Origin of the sequence: Chryseobacterium sp. ISL-6, from assembly GCF_018613715.1 — a bacterium.
In the GTDB taxonomy this organism is placed as follows: domain Bacteria; phylum Bacteroidota; class Bacteroidia; order Flavobacteriales; family Weeksellaceae; genus Chryseobacterium; species Chryseobacterium paludis.
In genome coordinates this window covers 79,873-98,316 of sequence record NZ_JAGGPT010000005.1, presented here as the reverse complement: position 1 = coordinate 98,316, position 18,444 = coordinate 79,873, and the positions used below count along the sequence as shown (strand labels likewise).

Sequence of the window (18,444 nt, the reverse complement as noted above, 5' to 3'; positions counted from 1 at the left end):
TAACCTTCATTTTTTAGCATAACCTTTTCCCTAACCTAAGTCTAAAATCCCTATCTTTGAAGTAAATGAAATGAATTAATGCCTGATTTTTTACATCCAGATAAAGAAAACTTTTCCCATGAAGAGCTCATGCAGGAAGAACAAATTCGTCCCCAGAGTTTTAAGGATTTTGCAGGGCAGAGAAAGACGTTAGAAAATCTTGAAGTTTTTGTTACTGCAGCTAAAAAGCGAGGCGGAGCTCTCGACCATGTTCTTCTTCATGGCCCACCGGGTCTAGGTAAAACAACTTTAGCAAATATTATTGCCAATGAATTGGGTGTAGGCTGTAAAATAACCTCCGGGCCTGTTTTGGATAAACCAGGAAGCCTGGCAGGTCTTTTAACTAATCTCGAGGAAAATGATGTTTTATTTATTGATGAGATACACCGTTTATCCCCCGTAGTAGAAGAATATCTGTATTCGGCAATGGAAGATTACAAGATCGATATTATGCTGGAAACCGGGCCTAATGCAAGAAGTGTCCAGATTGGATTGAACCCTTTTACATTAGTAGGCGCAACAACCAGAAGTGGAATGCTTACCAAACCGATGTTAGCAAGATTCGGTATTCAAAGTAGGCTGGAATATTATACGATAGAGCTACTATCAACTATTATCATAAGAAGTTCCAGAGTTTTGGGAGTAAAGATATATGAAGATGCAGCTATTGAAATTGCAAGAAGAAGCCGGGGAACACCCCGAATTGCCAATGCACTATTGCGCAGGGTACGTGATTTTGCAGAAATAAAAGGAAACGGTGAGATTGAAATTAATATTACAAAATATGCGTTGAATTCTCTCAATGTAGATGAATTTGGGTTGGATGAAATGGATAATAAGATCATGCGTGTTATGATTGAAAATTTCAAAGGAAAACCCGTGGGTATTTCAGCACTGGCAACTTCAATTGCTGAAAACCCTGAAACTTTAGAAGAGGTTTATGAACCTTTTTTAATTCAGGAAGGCTTTATTATCCGTACTCCAAGAGGGAGAGAAGTAACGGAAAAAGCTTATAAACATTTACATATTCCAATACCAAGAAATCCAGGAGAGTTATTTTAAAAATTATGTTTATCCCAAAAATATACAGAAGTGAAGATTATAATGTAATGCGAGAGATCATTAAAGAGAATGCTTTCGCCTTGCTTATTTCTTCGGTCGATAAGATAAGAGCAACGCATTCAATGATGATGCTCAATGAAGATGATCCTGAGCATATTTATGTAGAAACTCATATTTCGAGAGCAAACCCTCAGGCCAGAACCCTTAAGGATGGAGATGAAGTAGTATGTGATTTTTTAGGAGCTCACACTTATATTTCCAGCAGCTGGTATGATCACATGAATGTTTCAACCTGGAATTATGAAGCGGTACAGATCCACGGAAAAGTTGAGTTGATGAATGAGGAAGAACTTTATAAGCATTTAGACAAATTAACCAGCAAATACGAAAATTTTCAGCAATGCCCTGTATTGGTAAAGGATATGGGTAAGGAGTTTGTTGAAAAGGAAATGAAAGGAGCCTTCGGAATAAAGGTAATCCCAACAGAAATATTTATCAAACAAAAGCTTTCTCAAAATAGAAAGGAAGGAGATTATCAAAATATTATTTCCCACCTTGAGAATTCTGACGATCAGGCAAAAAAGATTGCTGAAAAAATGAAATTAAATAAAAAGTAAATACATTATAAAAACATAATATTATATGAAGCTATATCCAATACAATGTGGAAAATTTAAGCTGGACGGCGGCGCAATGTTCGGAGTCGTCCCAAAGAGTTTGTGGGAAAGAACAAATCCTGCAGACGAAAAAAATCTGATAGAACTAGGAACACGCTCATTACTTATTGAGGATGGCAAGAAGCTGATTTTAGTGGATTGTGGTCTGGGAAATAAACAGGACGAAAAATTTTTCGGACATTATTCTCTTTGGGGAGATGATAATTTAGATAAAAACTTAAAAAAGTATGGCTTCATAAAAGAAGATATTACTGATGTTTTCTTGACGCATTTACATTTTGACCATTGCGGTGGTGCTATTGAATGGAATGATGATAAAACAGGTTATAGACCAGCTTTTAAAAACGCTCAGTTCTGGACCAATGAAAACCATTGGAAATGGGCTACTGAACCCAATCCAAGAGAGAAAGCAAGCTTTTTAAAAGAAAATATTCTCCCTATACAGGAAAGTGGTCAGTTGAACTTTTTACCACTTCCAACTACAGGAAACTACGGTTTTGCTCCTGATTTGAAAATGGATGTAATTTTTGTAGATGGACATACGGAAAAACAAATGCTTCCGGTGATCCAGTATCAGGAAAAAACAATCGTATTTGCTGCAGATCTTATTCCTACAGCAGGGCATATCAACCAGGTTTATGTAATGGGATATGACACAAGACCTCTTTTAACGATGGAGGAAAAAGGAAAGTTTTTAAAGCAATGTGTAGATAATGAATATCTATTGTTTTTTGAACATGATGCACATAATGAGTTGGCAAGTCTGAAGATGACGGATAAAGGAGTAAGACTTGATGAAATTCACAGTTTTAATGACGTTTTCGGATATTAATTTGAACTATGGAAGAATTGTATTCAGAAACAAAAAAAGCAGAACCAGAACCAGCACCCAAGATCATTGGATTAACGGGAGGAATAGGTTCAGGTAAAACTACGGTTGCCCAGTTTATTGAAGAATGTGGATTCCCGGTTTATTATTCTGACGACAGAGCAAAAACTATCGTCAATGACAATGAAGATCTTAAGGATAAAATTAAAGAGCTTTTAGGGGATCAATCTTATGATATAAATGGCTTTTATGATCGGAAATTTGTGGCGGGAAAAGTATTTAATGATACCGATCTTTTGCATAAATTAAATGAAATCATACACCCTGCTGTCCGAATTGATTTTGAAGAATGGGTGAAAAGACAGTCTAAATATTTAGTTTTTAAAGAGACCGCTTTATTATTTGAATTAAAGCTTAATTTGCAATGTTACAAATCTCTTTTGGTAACAGCACAGGACAATATAAGGATAAAGAGGGTGATGGATAGAGATAACAAAACTTATCGTGAAGTACAAGCAATTATGGAACGCCAGATGCCTGAAAAAGATAAAATAAGAATCGCAGACTACATCATCTATAATGATACTAATTTAGAAGATTTAAAGGAGCAGACAGAGCGTATTATCTTTGAAATAGAATAAACAAAAAAGCGTTAGATGTTATTTTCTAACGCTTTTTTTATATAAAGATTAAAAAAATAAGCTCTCATTTCTGAGAGCTCATTTTTTATTTAATAGTGATTATTTACTATTCTTTGATAAATTTCTTCTGAGCTGTACCTTGAACATCTTCGATGTCTATTACATATACTCCATTTATCAATCTGCTTACGTCAATCTTATTATTCAGGATAACTCCACTAATAACAAGTTGCCCTGCAGCATTGTATAGTTTATAATTAGCTTTCTTGCTAATATTTTTCACATACAATACTGAACTTACTGGGTTAGGATAGATCAGAATTTCCGTTTGATTAACAGGGTTTGGCACTGTTTGTTTAGAAATTCTTACTGTATAATCCTCAACTTCTCCATTTGCAAAACTCACACAATTTACAGGGATACCATCTTTTTGCATTGCAACTCTCATAACAACATATTTGTAATCTGTCATACTGATGAATGCATCTGCCGGTACACTGAATGTTCCTTTCACAGGAGTGGTTGTATTAGGTCCAGAAACAAGAATTCTTTCATTAAGATCAAAAGTTCCGCTTCTGTCGAAATCTATCCATACTGCAATTCCTTCGTTATTTGTTACTCCTGACCAAGATTTAGCAATAGAAATTTCATTGCCCGTAGAACCTTGGATCAGTTCTATAAATTTCTCAGGAATACCAGTAAAGTCTGAATAATTCTGAGCGTTTGAATCATTAGACATTTGTGGTTTACCATTAGGTTTTACCGTAACGTTCGAAATGTATTCACTTATTGAACTTCCAGATGACATCTGACAATAAATTACTGTCGGAGTCGTAAAGAAATACGGAGGTGTAAATGTTCCAGGAGTACCACTACAAATGTTAGCAACCTGCATCTCATATTTCGTTAATTCTGTTAATCCTGTAAGCGTAAGGGTATTTGTTGCTACAGGAATTGTTGTCCAGCTCGGAATACCTACTTTTCTATATCTTAAGATATACGTAGCTCCCGGGAACGGATCCCAAACCACGACTGCCGTGGTAGGCGTCAGGCTAGTTATCGTTAATCCCGGAGGTGGTAATTCACAAATTCTTTCAGTAGTAAACACCTTAGGGTTTGAATATGGATTAACCGTAGTTTCACCCACACATATATTAGCTACCTGAACTTCATATGTTGTATATGGGCTTAATCCTGTTAATGGATATGAATTCCCAGGTGTTACAGGTACTGTTACATTGATCCAAGTAGTTGTTCCAACAACTCTGTATCTTAATACATAAGTTGAACTAGGAGCAATCGGCGCCCATGTTACTAACGCTGAATTCGTTGTTACGTTACTAATTGTTACTGTAGGAGGTGTAGGATCACATCTCGTAGAGAACGTTTTAATTGGCGTAAAGGTACCTGGTGTAGCTCCACAACTTGCAGCCACCTGTACTTCATATGTTGTAGCAGGTGTTAAACCTGTCAATGAAATAGGTGGATTCCCTGAAAGAGTAGATACATTCACACTTGTCCATGTAGTAGATCCCAGAGGTCTATACTGTAAAATATAAGTAAGACCATTAGTTACTCCTGACCAGTTGACAACAACTGAAGTATGTGTGATTGTATTGAATGCCAAGTTCGTTGGCGTACCAGTCGCACATGGTCTAATTCTTACAGCATAATCTTCCACCTCACCGTTCGCAGCAACCTGACACATTACAGGAGCACTACTACGTTTCAGTACTACTCTCATTGTGGTTGTCAAAGGTCCGCTATATGCAGTAGATGGTACATTGAATAATGCATTAACAGTATTCGTTGTATTGGCAGGTATTGCCATAATCTGCTCTGCTGCTTCGAAAACTCCATTTCTGTTAAAGTCTATCCAGGCGCTTACGGCATCGTTGTTCGTTGCTCCTGTCCATCCTTTTGTAACAGCAATTTTATTTCCTGTAGAACCAAGTTCCAAGTTAATAAGCGTAGCAGGTGTTATATAACTGATATAGTTCGTTTGAACTGAAGTGTTACTCATAGGAGTAATACCTGGATTTACTGAAGTAACCGTTACATTAGAAATATGATCATTAGTTCCTGTTCCGGTCATATTACAATAGCTAATAGCCGTTGTAGTAAATGGAATTGAAGCTGAGAAAGCCCCTAAAGTTCCACTACATCTTGTTGCCACCTGTACCTGATATGCAGTAAGTTCAGTAAGTCCGGTAATAGTGTAACTGTTTCCAGGTGCAAGAACAGGATCGATAACATTCCATGTTCCGGTAGCTCCCAGCCTCCATCTTAATACATAAGTAGCTCCGGTAGATGCTAGCCAGGAAACATTTGCTGTAGTTGCTGTAATATTAGATACTGTAATGTTACTTGGAGGTGCAGTTGTACATGGCTGCATATCTACAAATTTAACAGCATAATCTTCAACTTCTCCGTTACTTGTGAAGTTTTGACATGCACTGTCAATCGTATTATAATAAACCACAACACGCATTTTAACTTTATTTCCTCCTGTATATGCATTAGCAGGAACAGTGAAAGTAGCTGTTACCGGTGTTGTACTGGAGTAACCAAGATTCATTACTCTTTCTGTCGCATTATCAAAAATACCATCTCCATTATAATCAATCCATACAGATGAAGCATATGTACCTGATAAGATGGTTCTTCCAATTGAAATATTATTTCCTGTAGAGCCACGAACAAATGTAGTAAGTTTAGCAGGATCGTTAGAATAATCTGTGTATGTAGTAGGTCCTGAATTATTAATCATTTGAATCGAGTTGGTTGGAGTAACTGTTACGCTACTGATGTAACCGTCAGTTACTGTTGCCGTCCCCGCATTACAATAATTAATTGCTAACGTTGTAAAGTTCATAGACGCTGACCAAGCACCTTGAGTACCACCACAAATCGTAGCTACCTGTACTTCGTAAGGTGTAGCAGCATTTAAGTTACCAATAACATAGCTATATCCAGGTGCAGGAACAGGGTTAACTGTTGTCCATGCAGCAGATGCTGTAGCTTTGTATCTCAATGCATAGGTAGCACCAGTACTGCTCAACCAAGAAACTACCGCTGTAGATGCTGTAACACTACTTACTGTAATTGGTGCAGGTGGAGCTGTAGAACATGGCTGCATATCTACGATCTTAACAGCATAATCTTCAATTTCACCATTTGTAATATTTACACAAGGATCATTGATCGAAGCTGAAGAAATAATTACTCTCATTCTAAGAGTAAGTGGTCCATTGTACGATGTCATTGGAACCGTAAATGTTGCAGCGATAGGTGTTGTAGCACTAGTTGTAGTGTTTATTACTTTTTCACCTGCTTCAAATATTCCGTTTCTGTTAAAATCAATCCAAGCTCCAACCGCTAAATAAGGAGGGAATGAGCTTGGTATAAGCCAAGATTTACCAACTGAAATACTATTATTCACAGATCCACGTACCAATGTTACCAATTTGTCAGGATCAGGTGAATAGTTTGTGTAAGAGTTTGCCCCAGTGTCATTATTCATAACATATGAATTCGTTGGAGTTACCTTAACATTTGAAATATATCCGTTCGTACTATTACCTGTAACCGTACAATAGTTGACAGCTGGTGTACTGAACTGAACAGGAGCTGTAAAGGTTCCGGTTGTTCCGGAACAAACATAAGCTACACGAACCTCATACTGAGAAGATTCAGTTAAACCAGTAATAGTATATGCATTAGTTGTCAGAGGAACAGGTATCCAGGTTGTTGAACCTAAAGCTCTGTACTCTAATATATAAGTTGCTCCCACTGCCGGATCCCACATAACAAATGCCGATGTAGCAGTAATGTTAGTCACACTAAGGTTCAACGGAGCATTACTTGTACAAGGTATAGGCTGAATTAATTTTACTGCATAATCTTCAACCTCACCATCACCAAAGTTTTGGCACATTACAGGAGAAGTATTGTATCGCATTGCGACTCTCATTCTTGTTGTTGATGGACCATTGTATGCTGTTGCAGGTACGTTGAAAACAGCACTAACAGGAGTCGTAGTATTAGAAGGAGAGTTCATCACCTGCTCTGCCGGATCAAAAATGCCATTCCTATCAAAATCTATCCAAACACCTACTGCTTCAGAATAGGTAAATCCTCCAGGATAAAATTTTGTAACAGAAACAGTATTACCTGTAGAACCAATCACAAGATTCACTAAAGTACTTGGATTGGTGCTGTAATCTGTATACGTACTTCCTGCGGAGTTATTACTCATAGGAGCCGCTCCAATTGGCGTTACTGTAACATTGGAAATATACTCACTACCGAAGTTACTTGATTGCATCTGGCAATAATTCAAACCAGGAGTAGTGAAATTAACAGACGCAGAGAAGGCTCCCTGTGTTCCTGAGCAGACATTTGCTACCTGTACTTCATATTGAATTCCGTCAGTTAACCCTGTTAATACAATAGAGTTAGTAGTTGCTGGTAAAGAAATCCAAGTTGTACTTCCTACCGGACGATATTGAACAACATATGTTGCTCCAGCAGAAGCAGCCCAAGAAACAGTGGCTTGTGTCTGAGTGATCGCTGAAACGGTAACTCCTGTTGTAGGAGCTCCGGTACAAGCTGCTAAACTTGCAACTGTTGCGCTACCAATCGCATAAAATACATTACCGATAGCACTCACTCTGATTTTAACAGTAGAGCCTAATGTTAGAGCTCCAAAGGTTAAACTTTCACTTCCATCATTAGCTGTAGACGCTGACAAAACAGTCCATGTAAGACCATTATCAGTTGTGTAGTCTATTTTAACATTAGCAACACTATAAGGAGCTGCTGTCGTATTTACAACATCCCAGGCTACTGTAGTAGGCCCGTTATTATAAGCTGTTGTAGTTGTAACTTTAAAAGGTCCGTTATTACCTACAATAATCGTTTGTTCTGCAAACTGTGTTTGCTGTTGATTTGCAATAGGACTATTATCTCTAACAGTTACAGAGAATTTACTGTTTCTAGCTATTGTAGAAACCGATTCCCAACCATTGTTAGAGTTATTAAGAACCCCAGCTAATACTGAAGATAATTTAGGGAAATATCTTGTAGGACTTGTAGTTGGTTCCACAGATCTGAATGATGCACCACTAGTGGTTAGTCCTAAGTTATTTTTATTAATTATAACGGTAGCGTTATCTACCTCTTCCCACGTATAAGTCATTGGGTCATTCTCCGGATCAGTTGCAGATGCCGTCAATACGAACGCTGTTCCTTTAGGAATATTATACGTAGGTAAAGCAGCAATTACAGGTGGATTGTTGGCAACCGGAGTTTCAACATCACATGTTTTACTGATTAAATTTGCCTGTACCTGTTTAATACTGGCAATATGAAAATAATCATCTGAATGTGGCTGAACATCAGTATTTGGACCGGTAATCCCGGCATATCCCATAATAGTAGATCCAGAACCTGGTTCCATGTTTACACCACTTCCTTCAAGACCGTGAGAGAAAGTGTGATTACCTCCTAACTGATGTCCCATTTCATGAGCAACGTAGTCGATATCGAAATTATCACCTTGCGGAATTCCATCTGCAGGAGAGGTAAATCCAGAACCTTTACCTTTAGGAACTCCAGTTGTAGGATCTACGCAAACGCAACCTATACAGCCTGCATTACCTCCACCTCCTGAAGCACCAAATAAATGCCCAATATCATAATTGGCATTTCCTACATTAGCAGTTAATGTATTTTGCAATTCCAAATTCCAAGCCCCACCAACTCCAGGACCAGCAGCAGAATAAGGATCTGTCGCTGCATTGGTATAAATTACCCCAGGAAAATTCTGTAAATTTAAGTGTAAAGCAAAATCTTTTTCAAATACCCCATTTACTCTGGTTAGGGTTGCATTAATAGCAATTAATGCTCCCGCCACTGTTCCGCCATGAAACTGGGTGTACTCTCCAGTAACAGACATTGCCAATCTCATTGTTCTATACTTCTTATCAGAAGATTTAGAAAAATTGGTGGTCTGATTCGTAAATGCAGATCCCTTTTCGTAAAGTTTATTGATCTCTTGTTTAGACAAAAGGCTTTCATTCATAGAACATAAAAACCCTTCATTACTTTTATCAGTTTTAGGATGCACACCATAAACTGTCTTTTCTCTATTCAACGGTTCTATAAATTCGGACTTTCCATTTTTGACAATCATTGACTGAAAGTCATCAGGGGCTAAACTAAATCTTAGGTACTTGCCCGGATCATCGATTCCGACCCCTACATAAGATCCTAATTGATATTCATCTGCCAGTTCTTTTACAACAACCGGAAAGCTGTAAACGGCAAATTTTTCAATTTTCCCATCCATGGTTGGCAATGAAATAGTAACAGGCTTTGCATTTCTGCCTGTTTCCTGTGCTTTTGCCAATTGGGATTTTAATAAGGGAATGTCTAAAGAGTAATAGTTCCTGATTTCAGAACTTCCTCTGATTTTTTCCCCTCTGAATGATGTAGGACTCCATTGTGCACTGGTGACGACAAACAAACAGAGAAAGAAGAAAGAAGTAAAAATTTTCTTCATAAGTTTCTCAATATATTATATTAATTATACAAATCTAATCATTTTTTATTATTAATTTACACGTACAATCATTTTTTTCATACAAATTCCACAATAATATAATTTATCATTTCAAAATAAAAAAATCCCCAGGAATACCTGAGGATTTCATATTTATAAAAAAATTTTATTATTTTTTTTATTACTTTTTAATGAATTTAGATGTGAATAAATCTTTTCCTTTTTCATCAATTGTAATTACGTACCCACCTTTTACCAAAGTAGAAACATTAATTTTTCCACCATTTATATTTCCACTGCTTACTAATTGGCCAGTAACACTGTAAATTTTGTAAGTAGCTTTATCAGAAACCTTAGTAACGTTTAATACATCACTTGTAGGGTTAGGATAGATACTAAAGCTATCTTTAATTACTTCGTTAGTTGCTAAATTATTAGGCGAAATTACAACGTTATAATCTTCTACTTCTCCATACTGGAAGTTCACTCCACACAAATAGTCTGAAGGTAATGTTGCACCTGCATTTTGGTCTCCAACATAGAATACAACAACTCTCATTCTTAAAGGCTGTCCTTCTACAGCATTAGCAGGAACCATAAATGATCCTGTTATCGGAGCAGCTGTCGGAACTGCAACAGGAAAGTTCAGAACTCTTTCTGAATCTTCAAAAACACCATTTTTATTGAAATCAATAAAAATAGCTGCAGCATCATAATCTGGAACATCAGGATTACCAATTGTAAGTGAAATAGGGTAAGTAGTTCCTTTTGTTAAATTAACCTGAAGAGCTGTATTCGTTGTATAGTTCGTATAAGTACTTGCTCCTGAAGTATTATTCAAATTGGCAACTGTTACATTTGCAATATTCTCATAGCTTGTACTAGAAGTACTCGCAGTACAATAAGCAAGGACTAGTGTTGTAAAATTAACTGATGCAGAGTAAGTTCCAACTGTAGTTCCACAAACTAAAGCAACCTGTACCTCATATGCTGTACCGTCTGTTAAATTGCTCAAGTTAACTGAAGGAACATTTGTATCAATCTCAGTCCATACGCTTGCACTTGTTTTTTTATAACGTACTTTATAAGTAGCACCGGTATAAGACATCCAAGATACACTCGCTGAAGAACTGCTGATGTTACTTACCACCACATTTGTTGGTGCAGCACTGCTACATGCAGCAAGTGGACCTAATGTAACACTACCAATAGCATAAAATACATTTCCAATTGATGAAACTCTTACCTTAATAATCTGCCCGTTCATAGAAGATGGAAAGGTAAAGTTTTCAGAACCGTCATTCGGAGTTGAAGCAGCTAGTACAGTCCATGTAGTCCCATTATCTGCTGTATAATCAATCTTCACATTCGCAACACTATAAGGTGCAGCAGTAGTATTAGCTACAATCCATTGAATTGGAGTCGGTGTATTAATATCAGCATATTGACTCGCTAATCTAAAAGGTCCGTTATCTCCAACGATGATCGTTTGAATTTTACTCTGTGACTGTTGTTGAGCTATATTTGAATTATTATCCCTTACAGTTACTTCAAATTTTGTAGTTCTTGCAACGGTAGATACCGCTTCCCAAGTATTGTTTGCGTTATTCAAGACTCCATTCAATACAGATGAGAGTTTAGGGAAATATCTAGTAGGACTTGTCGTTGGTGAAATCGATCTGAATGAAGCTCCAGAACTGGTATTCCCTAAGTTATTCTTATTAATTGAAAGTGATGCATCATCAACCTCCTCCCAAATATATGTCATTGGATCATTTTCCGGATCTGTAGCAGAAGCCGTTAGTACGAAAGCCGTTCCTTTTGGAATATTATACGTTGGTAAGGCTGCAATCACTGGAGGGTTATTTGTAATTGACGTTTCTACATCACAAGTCTTATCAATCAAATTCTCTTGAATCTGGCCAATACTTGCTGTATGGAAATAAGGATCAGAATGAGCCTGAACATCTGTATTTGGCCCTGTGATACCAGCATATCCCATAATCGTAGACCCAGAACCAGGTTCCATATTTACACCACTTCCTTCTATATTATGCGAAAAAGTGTGATTTCCACCTAACTGATGTCCCATTTCGTGAGCAACATAGTCAATATCGAAGCTATCTCCTTGTGGAATTCCATTTGCCGGAGAAGTAAATCCAGAACCTTTACCTTCAGGTACAGCTGTTGTAGGATTAACACAAACACATCCGATACATCCGGCATTACCTCCACCTCCTGAAGCACCAAATAAATGCCCAATATCATAGTTGGCATTTCCCACATTGGCAGTAAGTGTATTTTGCAATTCAAGATTCCAAGCCCCACCAACTCCAGGACCAGCAGCAGAATAAGGATCTGTCGCTGCATTGGTATAAATTACTCCCGGAAAGTCTTGTAAGTTTAAGTGCAATGCAAAATCTTTTTCAAAAACTCCGTTTACTCTGCTTAATGTAGCATTAATAGCTGTTAAAGCTCCAGCTACGGTACCTCCATGAAACTGAGTATACTCTCCTGTCACAGACATTGCCAATCTCATTGTTCTATATTTTTTATCAGAACTTTTGGCAAAATTTGTTGGCTGATTTGAAAAAGATTGCCCATTTTTCAATAAGTCTTCAATCTGTTTTTTAGCAGCCGGACTTTCTTCTGTTGAACATAAAAATCCACTTTCGTTTTTACTTGTTTTAGGATGCATTCCATAAACAGTCTTATCAGCAGAAGCTGGTTCAATAAATTCATAGTTCCCTCCATCGATGATCATCGATTGAAAATCATTAGGAGCAACACTAAATCTTAAGAATTTTGTAGGATTATCAACACTAGCTCCCACATATGATCCAAGTTGGTACTTATCTGCTATTGTTTTTACAACAACCGGAAAGCTGTATACATTGAATCTTTCAATCTTCCCATTCATAGTAGGAAGAGAAATAACAACGGGTGCAGCATTCGGTCCCATTTCCTGAGCGTTCTTTAATTGGGATCTTAATAAATCTAAGTCCAATTTATAGTATCCATTACTTCTTGTACCTGATGGATTTACTTTAAATTCCGTACCTCTTTTCTTGTTGTCTACTTTTTTAAAGGAAGTTGGCGTCCATTGACCGAACATAGCTCCCCCTACTAAAGTACACATTAAAGTAGTAAGTAGTTTTTTCATAAATTAATCTTTTTTTTTAAATTCACATTTAACAAAAATATAAAAACTTAAACAGATATTTAATATAAAATATCATAAATATAAAAATACAATCATTATATTAAACAACCTGCCATGATTAGCAATTATCATTATGTTTTTAAAAAACAATAAGACCATAAAAAAAATAGCAAGACACAGCAACAAATAGCAAAAAGACAGAATTACAAACAAATAATAGAAGTAAAAAACAACAATAATACAATCAACAAAAAGAAAGTCTTCCACTATAAAGTAGAAGACTTTCTTTTTAAGTCTAAGTTTTAATATTATTATTTCTTAATGAATTTAATGCTTTCAGAAATTGCATTATCTTTTATTGAAATAACATATGTCCCTTTTACTAAATCAGCTACTCTGATTTGATTATTAGTAATGGTACCACCTTTCACAAGCTGTCCAACAGCATTATGAATTTCAAAGCTTGCCTTATTAGAAACTTTGGTAATATTTAAAATATCATTTACTGGGTTAGGGTAAATAGCGAAGCTATTCTTAACCACTTCTTTAGTTCCCAATATCTGTACTTTTAAAGATCTACTTTGAGTAGTAGCAAAGTGAGATCCTGAAAGTAGCGTTGTTCCAGATAAAGATTTAATATTATAATATCCACCATAAGGATAGAATCCATCACCAAACTGATCATTCACAGTTAATGTATAACATTCATCTGCACTTAATGTCCAGTTAAATGATTTTAAAGCCGGAAGAGCTGGTGTTGGAGAATCCGGATAAGGGCCACCACTATATACGGTAGTTCCTGAGCTATTTTTAAGTGTCCAAGTTGTTTCAGAACCATATTGGTCTAATTGAAGATTAAACACAACATTAGCATCTGCTCTTACAACAGCTCCTAGATAATTTACAGTAATATTGCTATTTGATAATCTTTGATCAGCTACACCATTTACTGAAGTTACATTAATATTCATTTGCCCACCTAAAGTATTCGCATCCATTGGAAGTGTCAGAACTTGATATTTGTCCTGAGCCAGACTTCCTGTCCAGTTAAATACCTTTGCATTTCCATTTACAGTATAATTTATTACTGCAGAAGTCAATAGACTTGTTCCTCTATTGTAAAGAGATACTTTTACATTTTGAGCTGTAGTAGTAGCGCATGTAGCTGTCGCACATTCTCTCTCCAGTTTCACTTCGGCATCATTTGGAAATAATGCAATTGGCTGATCTGCAGTTGATGTTTTAAGCTCAAGTCTCCTAGGAGAATTATTCATTACTGCTGTAATTCTATCTTTTTGATTAATTGTAAAGATATTCATACACGTATCATTTGTATAATCCATATAGTTCTGGACCATCTCAAATACAGTAGGAACAGTACAGCTTGCTATTGCTGGATTACAAGTATAATTTGATGTATGAGCCGTTGGAGTATCAGCACAAAAATCATCCCCACAACTTGCATCACCCCAGATATGTCGCAATCCTAAGAAATGGCCAACCTCGTGAGTCATTGTTCTCCCTTTATCATATGGTGCACCAAGAAGGAAAGTATTATTAACATTATAGTCACTGCTTCCAAAAGTAGCATAGTTAGCAACTACTCCATCGGAATAAGCTTCACCTCCTGAAGGACTCAATCCTGGCAGACCTGAAGTAGATGGGAACTGAGCATATCCTAATAAAGTAGTATCAGTAAATTTTAAGCTCCACATATTCATATATTTGGTAGGATCCCAAATAGTTTCAGGTTTCACAAAGCTTTCAATATCTGCTCTACCCCATGAAGGCTGACACAAATTTACTCTATCAATACCATTAGTTGGATTTCCTTTAGGATCCACTTTTGCTAAAGCGAACTGGATCATGACATCGGCTCCCACAACATTGTTGTTAAAACCTGGAGTACCTGCCAATCTACGATAATCATTATTCATTACCGTAATTTGAGAAATTACTTGCTCATCAACAATATTAGGCGCAACCCCTAGGTTCTGGCCATTATGAACAACATGTACCACTACTGGGATCGTAATGATATTTCCGTTTTGTGATTTATTGGCTTTAGCATTTTTAACCAATGGAGCCAACCATGATTCGAATTGATCTGCAGTCATTCTTCCAGGAAATTTTGCCTGCAAGTAGTTTTCATATTCTACAGTAGAACATCTTTCAAAGCCATGTGACTGAGTAAGTTCTGCAGGAGATTTTCCTGTGAATTTCGCTTCTCTTTTTACTCCAGCATTTGTAGTCTGTGCATTTAATAATCCTGCAACAAACAATGGAAGTAAAAAAAGAAACTTTAAAGTAGTAGATTTTCTCATTCTTTATTCTTATTTTTTTATATGACTTGCAAATATATTAGTTTAAACTAATATATTTAGTTATATTTCAAATAAATAGAATAAAATACATAAAATTTCAAAATGAAGAATATTATAGCATCTACAATCATATTTTCTATAGCATTTACGGGAAGTTGTAATTCACAGAAAAATACAGAAAACAATCAAAATAAATCAGTTATAACAGATCAAAAATATGATATTGAAAAAATCGAATTAACGGAACAAACCAGAGGAACAAATAAGAAGACCACTTTTACTCCTACTGCCATCACTACTTTATTAAATGAAACTTCAAAAGTCTCCGATTTATCGGCTAACAATTGGAAAAGCATAGTAAAGGAAGCGAGCTTAATTGATTTAAATAAAATATCCTCTTATCCATCACCTACAACAGGTCGTTTTTCTGATCGGGCACTGTCATCAACTATAATCATTACCCATAAAGGTAAAACTTTCCAATCATCAGAATTTGATGCTGGAACACCTCCAAAAGAACTGGAAGCATTATATCAATTATTAAAAAAATAACCTGAAGCAAAGTTCAGGTTAAAAGTAAAAATTAGAATTTGTAGGCTATATTCCAGGAAAAGCCCATATTGAATTTAGATGAACTTCTACCAAAACCAGGAACAATCATAGGTTGTATATCGTCCTGTTTTGTTGTAAATACCATGTACTTAGGTTGAAGGTTAACATCAATATAAAAATTAGATTCAAATAATTGTACTCTACCTCCAATAACTCCTTCAAGCCAATAGGAAGATTGAGTAGAAGACGGGAAAGCAATAGATGAACTGCTTCCTCCAAATCCCCGGACAGGTACAGCCATATACTCCTGAGTATAGAATGATCCTGCAGCTTTTCCGCCTGCATAGAAACCATTGAACTCATTTTCAGGATCCTGAGCAAGCATATAAAACACACCCAGCTTTACAAAAGAACCATTTACCTTTGCGTCATACCCATTCTTCTGATAAATATTTTTCTCAAAACCAGCTTCTGCAACTCCATGCAAACTTCCTTTAATCTTTGAAGATATAAATCCCTGATATAATTTCCTGTCTGAGAAAAAAGCACTTCCAAAATTAAGAACGTCAAAACCAACCATAAAATTAGGCTCATACTTCCATTTTTCTTTTTTAGGCTCTGCTTTTACTTTCTTCTCCTGAGCGAAGCTCAATAAGCTTAGTATACTAAAAAAGAAGGTAAAGATTAGTTTTGTCTTCATTCTCTATATTATTTTGTCCTATTTCTACTTTAGTAACTGGATTTGGAGTTACTAATTCAGAACTTACATTATTATATGTTTTCTTCACACCACATCCCGGAGAGACGTAGGTAGCTTTTGTGCCATAACTTATTCTTACTTTGGATTCCTGTCCTTTATCTGTAAGTCTGATATAAACGTCTGTATAAGGAGAGTCATCGACTCTAAGAGGCACTAATCTGGAGGTTATTTTTTGCTGTTTTCCTAATTGCACTTTTCCTGATCCATAATCTACAGCAACATACAGAGAATCTAAAGTTACTTCTTTATCAGTAGCTGCACTCTTGAACCCAATCTTAATTCTGGGCGTTCCTTCTCCACTTTCACAAATATCATCATCTCCACCACATGAACAAAGCATTCCCAAAATCAGGGTTAATATGAGAAATTTAAAATATTTCATAATATGATTTGAATTCAAATTTAGGCAAATTATTTTTTTATCAGCAATGCAATATTCTCAACATGATGGGTTTGGGGAAACATATCAACAGGTAATATTTTAACTACATTATAATGATCCTTCATTAGTGCTAAGTCTCTCGCCTGAGTAGCTGAATTACAACTTACATACACTACTTTTTCAGGAGAAAGTTTTAAGATCTGTTCTACAACTTTCTGATGCATCCCATCTCTTGGTGGGTCAGTAATTAAGACATCAGCTTTTGGATGATTTTCCAGGAATTCATCATTAAAAACATTCTTCATATCACCACAATAGAAGGTGCAATTGGTAAGGCCATTTAACTCAGCATGTTCAATTGCTGCATCAATAGCTTCCTGTACCGATTCTATTCCGATTACCTGTTTTGCTTTTCTGGCTACATACTGTGCAATAGTTCCGGTTCCTGTATATAAGTCATAAACTACTTCATCACCTTTTAAATCAGCAAATTCTAATGTCTTTCTATAAAGTTCCAAAGCCTGTTTGTAGTTGGTTTGAAAAAAAGATTTTGGTCCTATTTTAAATTTCAATCCGTCCATCTCTTCCATTAAAAACCCTTCTCCAAAATATGTTTTAATATTTAAATCATAAATAGAGTCGTTTTGCTTAGAGTTAATTGCATAGACTAACGTTTTAATCTGTGGAAATTTATTCAATAAAAATTCAAAAAGCTTTTCTCTGTTTTCTTTTTCTTCTCTATAAAGTTGGAATAGCACCATCCATTCCCCGCTAGAGTTTTGTCTCATCATTAGAGTTCTCAAAAAACCTTCCTGATTTCTAACATCAAAAAAGTCTAATCCATTTTCCACGGCATAGTTTTTTACCGCCAAACGGATCGTATTGGATGGATCTTCCTGAAGGAAGCATTCTTTAAGATCTAAAATTTTGCTCCACATTCCAGGAATATGAAACCCTAAAGCATCTCTGCTTCCAAAATTTTCTTCAGAACTTATCTCGTATTGAGTAAGCCATCTGGCATTAGAGAAAGAGAACTCCATTTTGTTTCTATAGAAATACTGATCCTCAGCACCTAAAATTGAAATGGTTTCAAAATTATCAATTCCACCAATTCTCTTTATATTATTATAAACCTCTTCTTGTTTGAAATCCAGCTGCTTTTCATAGCTCATATTCTGCCATTTACATCCACCACAAGTTCCAAAATGAATACATTTGGCATCTACTCTAAAAGGAGACTTTTCTAAAACTTCTACTGTTTCAGCTTCAAAATATTTAGATTTAGACTTTCTTACTCTTGCGTTCACAACATCTCCCGGAATAGCACCTGAAACCAAAACGGTTTTCCCTTCATCTGTCTTCCCTATTGCTACACCTTTAGCACCAGCTGTTAAAAGCTTAATATTTTCAAGAATAATATCTTTCTTCTTTCTCATTCCCTAATTTCTAT

At 36.1% G+C, this 18,444-nt stretch carries 11 protein-coding genes; 5 read left to right on the top strand and 6 right to left on the bottom strand.

Going from position 1 to position 18,444, the window contains the following annotated elements; all coding sequences use genetic code 11:
* Window positions 1–78: 78 nt before the first annotated feature.
* The 4 genes from ruvB to coaE are packed head-to-tail and all read left to right on the top strand — an operon-like array spanning window position 79 to window position 3,248.
* On the top strand, window positions 79–1,101 hold the full coding sequence (ruvB, locus tag J7E44_RS08040; RefSeq protein ID WP_214827666.1) for a Holliday junction branch migration DNA helicase RuvB: 1,023 nt from the start codon (window positions 79–81) through the stop codon (window positions 1,099–1,101).
* A 5-nt stretch (window positions 1,102–1,106) separates the two neighbouring features.
* On the top strand, window positions 1,107–1,718 hold the full coding sequence (locus J7E44_RS08035) for an FMN-binding negative transcriptional regulator (RefSeq protein WP_214827655.1): 612 nt from the start codon (window positions 1,107–1,109) through the stop codon (window positions 1,716–1,718).
* Window positions 1,719–1,743: 25 nt separating this feature from the next.
* Entirely contained in the window at window positions 1,744–2,610 is an 867-nt protein-coding gene (locus tag J7E44_RS08030) for an MBL fold metallo-hydrolase (protein WP_214827653.1), read from the top strand.
* A gap of 8 nt (window positions 2,611–2,618) precedes the next feature.
* On the top strand, window positions 2,619–3,248 hold the full coding sequence (gene coaE, locus J7E44_RS08025) for a dephospho-CoA kinase (protein ID WP_214827651.1): 630 nt from the start codon (window positions 2,619–2,621) through the stop codon (window positions 3,246–3,248).
* Window positions 3,249–3,354: 106 nt separating this feature from the next.
* Here the strand turns inward: coaE and J7E44_RS08020 are convergent, their stop codons facing one another.
* The 3 genes from J7E44_RS08020 to J7E44_RS08010 form a co-directional block, all read right to left on the bottom strand.
* Window positions 3,355–9,813 (bottom strand): GEVED domain-containing protein, encoded by a 6,459-nt coding sequence (locus J7E44_RS08020; protein ID WP_214827648.1) that lies wholly within the window; start codon window positions 9,811–9,813, stop codon window positions 3,355–3,357.
* Window positions 9,814–9,994: 181 nt separating this feature from the next.
* On the bottom strand, window positions 9,995–12,976 hold the full coding sequence (locus tag J7E44_RS08015) for a reprolysin-like metallopeptidase (RefSeq protein WP_214827644.1): 2,982 nt from the start codon (window positions 12,974–12,976) through the stop codon (window positions 9,995–9,997).
* A 311-nt stretch (window positions 12,977–13,287) separates the two neighbouring features.
* Complete coding sequence (locus J7E44_RS08010) at window positions 13,288–15,300, bottom strand: M43 family zinc metalloprotease (RefSeq protein WP_214827641.1); 2,013 nt, start codon at window positions 15,298–15,300, stop codon at window positions 13,288–13,290.
* A gap of 102 nt (window positions 15,301–15,402) precedes the next feature.
* Here J7E44_RS08010 and J7E44_RS08005 point away from each other — a divergent pair, with 102 nt between their 5' ends.
* Window positions 15,403–15,852 carry a hypothetical protein gene (locus J7E44_RS08005; protein ID WP_214827639.1) on the top strand — a complete coding sequence of 150 codons (450 nt, stop codon included), beginning with the start codon at window positions 15,403–15,405 and terminating at the stop codon, window positions 15,850–15,852.
* A gap of 31 nt (window positions 15,853–15,883) precedes the next feature.
* Here the strand turns inward: J7E44_RS08005 and J7E44_RS08000 are convergent, their stop codons facing one another.
* Genes J7E44_RS08000 through rlmD form a run of 3 tightly spaced genes read right to left on the bottom strand, consistent with a single transcriptional unit; the run spans window position 15,884 to window position 18,430 of the window.
* Window positions 15,884–16,552 (bottom strand): DUF6048 family protein, encoded by a 669-nt coding sequence (locus J7E44_RS08000; protein ID WP_214827636.1) that lies wholly within the window; start codon window positions 16,550–16,552, stop codon window positions 15,884–15,886.
* Window positions 16,518–16,994: a DUF6452 family protein gene (locus tag J7E44_RS07995; protein WP_214827633.1), complete on the bottom strand. Its 477-nt coding sequence runs from the start codon at window positions 16,992–16,994 to the stop codon at window positions 16,518–16,520. The genes J7E44_RS08000 and J7E44_RS07995 overlap by 35 nt, the downstream gene beginning before the upstream one ends.
* 29 nt (window positions 16,995–17,023) lie before the next feature.
* Window positions 17,024–18,430 (bottom strand): 23S rRNA (uracil(1939)-C(5))-methyltransferase RlmD, encoded by a 1,407-nt coding sequence (gene rlmD, locus J7E44_RS07990; RefSeq protein ID WP_214827608.1) that lies wholly within the window; start codon window positions 18,428–18,430, stop codon window positions 17,024–17,026.
* Window positions 18,431–18,444: the final 14 nt, after the last annotated feature.

Excerpts from the sequence above, each read along its gene's own strand:
- J7E44_RS07995 (WP_214827633.1), bottom strand. The coding sequence starts at position 16,994 with ATGAAATATTTTAAATTTCTCATATTAACCCTGATTTTGGGAATGCTT.
- ruvB (WP_214827666.1), top strand. The coding sequence starts at position 79 with ATGCCTGATTTTTTACATCCAGATAAAGAAAACTTTTCCCATGAAGAG.
- coaE (WP_214827651.1), top strand. The coding sequence starts at position 2,619 with ATGGAAGAATTGTATTCAGAAACAAAAAAAGCAGAACCAGAACCAGCA.
- J7E44_RS08020 (WP_214827648.1), bottom strand. The coding sequence starts at position 9,813 with ATGAAGAAAATTTTTACTTCTTTCTTCTTTCTCTGTTTGTTTGTCGTC.
- J7E44_RS08030 (WP_214827653.1), top strand. The coding sequence starts at position 1,744 with ATGAAGCTATATCCAATACAATGTGGAAAATTTAAGCTGGACGGCGGC.
- J7E44_RS08035 (WP_214827655.1), top strand. The coding sequence starts at position 1,107 with ATGTTTATCCCAAAAATATACAGAAGTGAAGATTATAATGTAATGCGA.
- J7E44_RS08015 (WP_214827644.1), bottom strand. The coding sequence starts at position 12,976 with ATGAAAAAACTACTTACTACTTTAATGTGTACTTTAGTAGGGGGAGCT.
- rlmD (WP_214827608.1), bottom strand. The coding sequence starts at position 18,430 with ATGAGAAAGAAGAAAGATATTATTCTTGAAAATATTAAGCTTTTAACA.
- J7E44_RS08000 (WP_214827636.1), bottom strand. The coding sequence starts at position 16,552 with ATGAAGACAAAACTAATCTTTACCTTCTTTTTTAGTATACTAAGCTTA.
- J7E44_RS08010 (WP_214827641.1), bottom strand. The coding sequence starts at position 15,300 with ATGAGAAAATCTACTACTTTAAAGTTTCTTTTTTTACTTCCATTGTTT.
- J7E44_RS08005 (WP_214827639.1), top strand. The coding sequence starts at position 15,403 with ATGAAGAATATTATAGCATCTACAATCATATTTTCTATAGCATTTACG.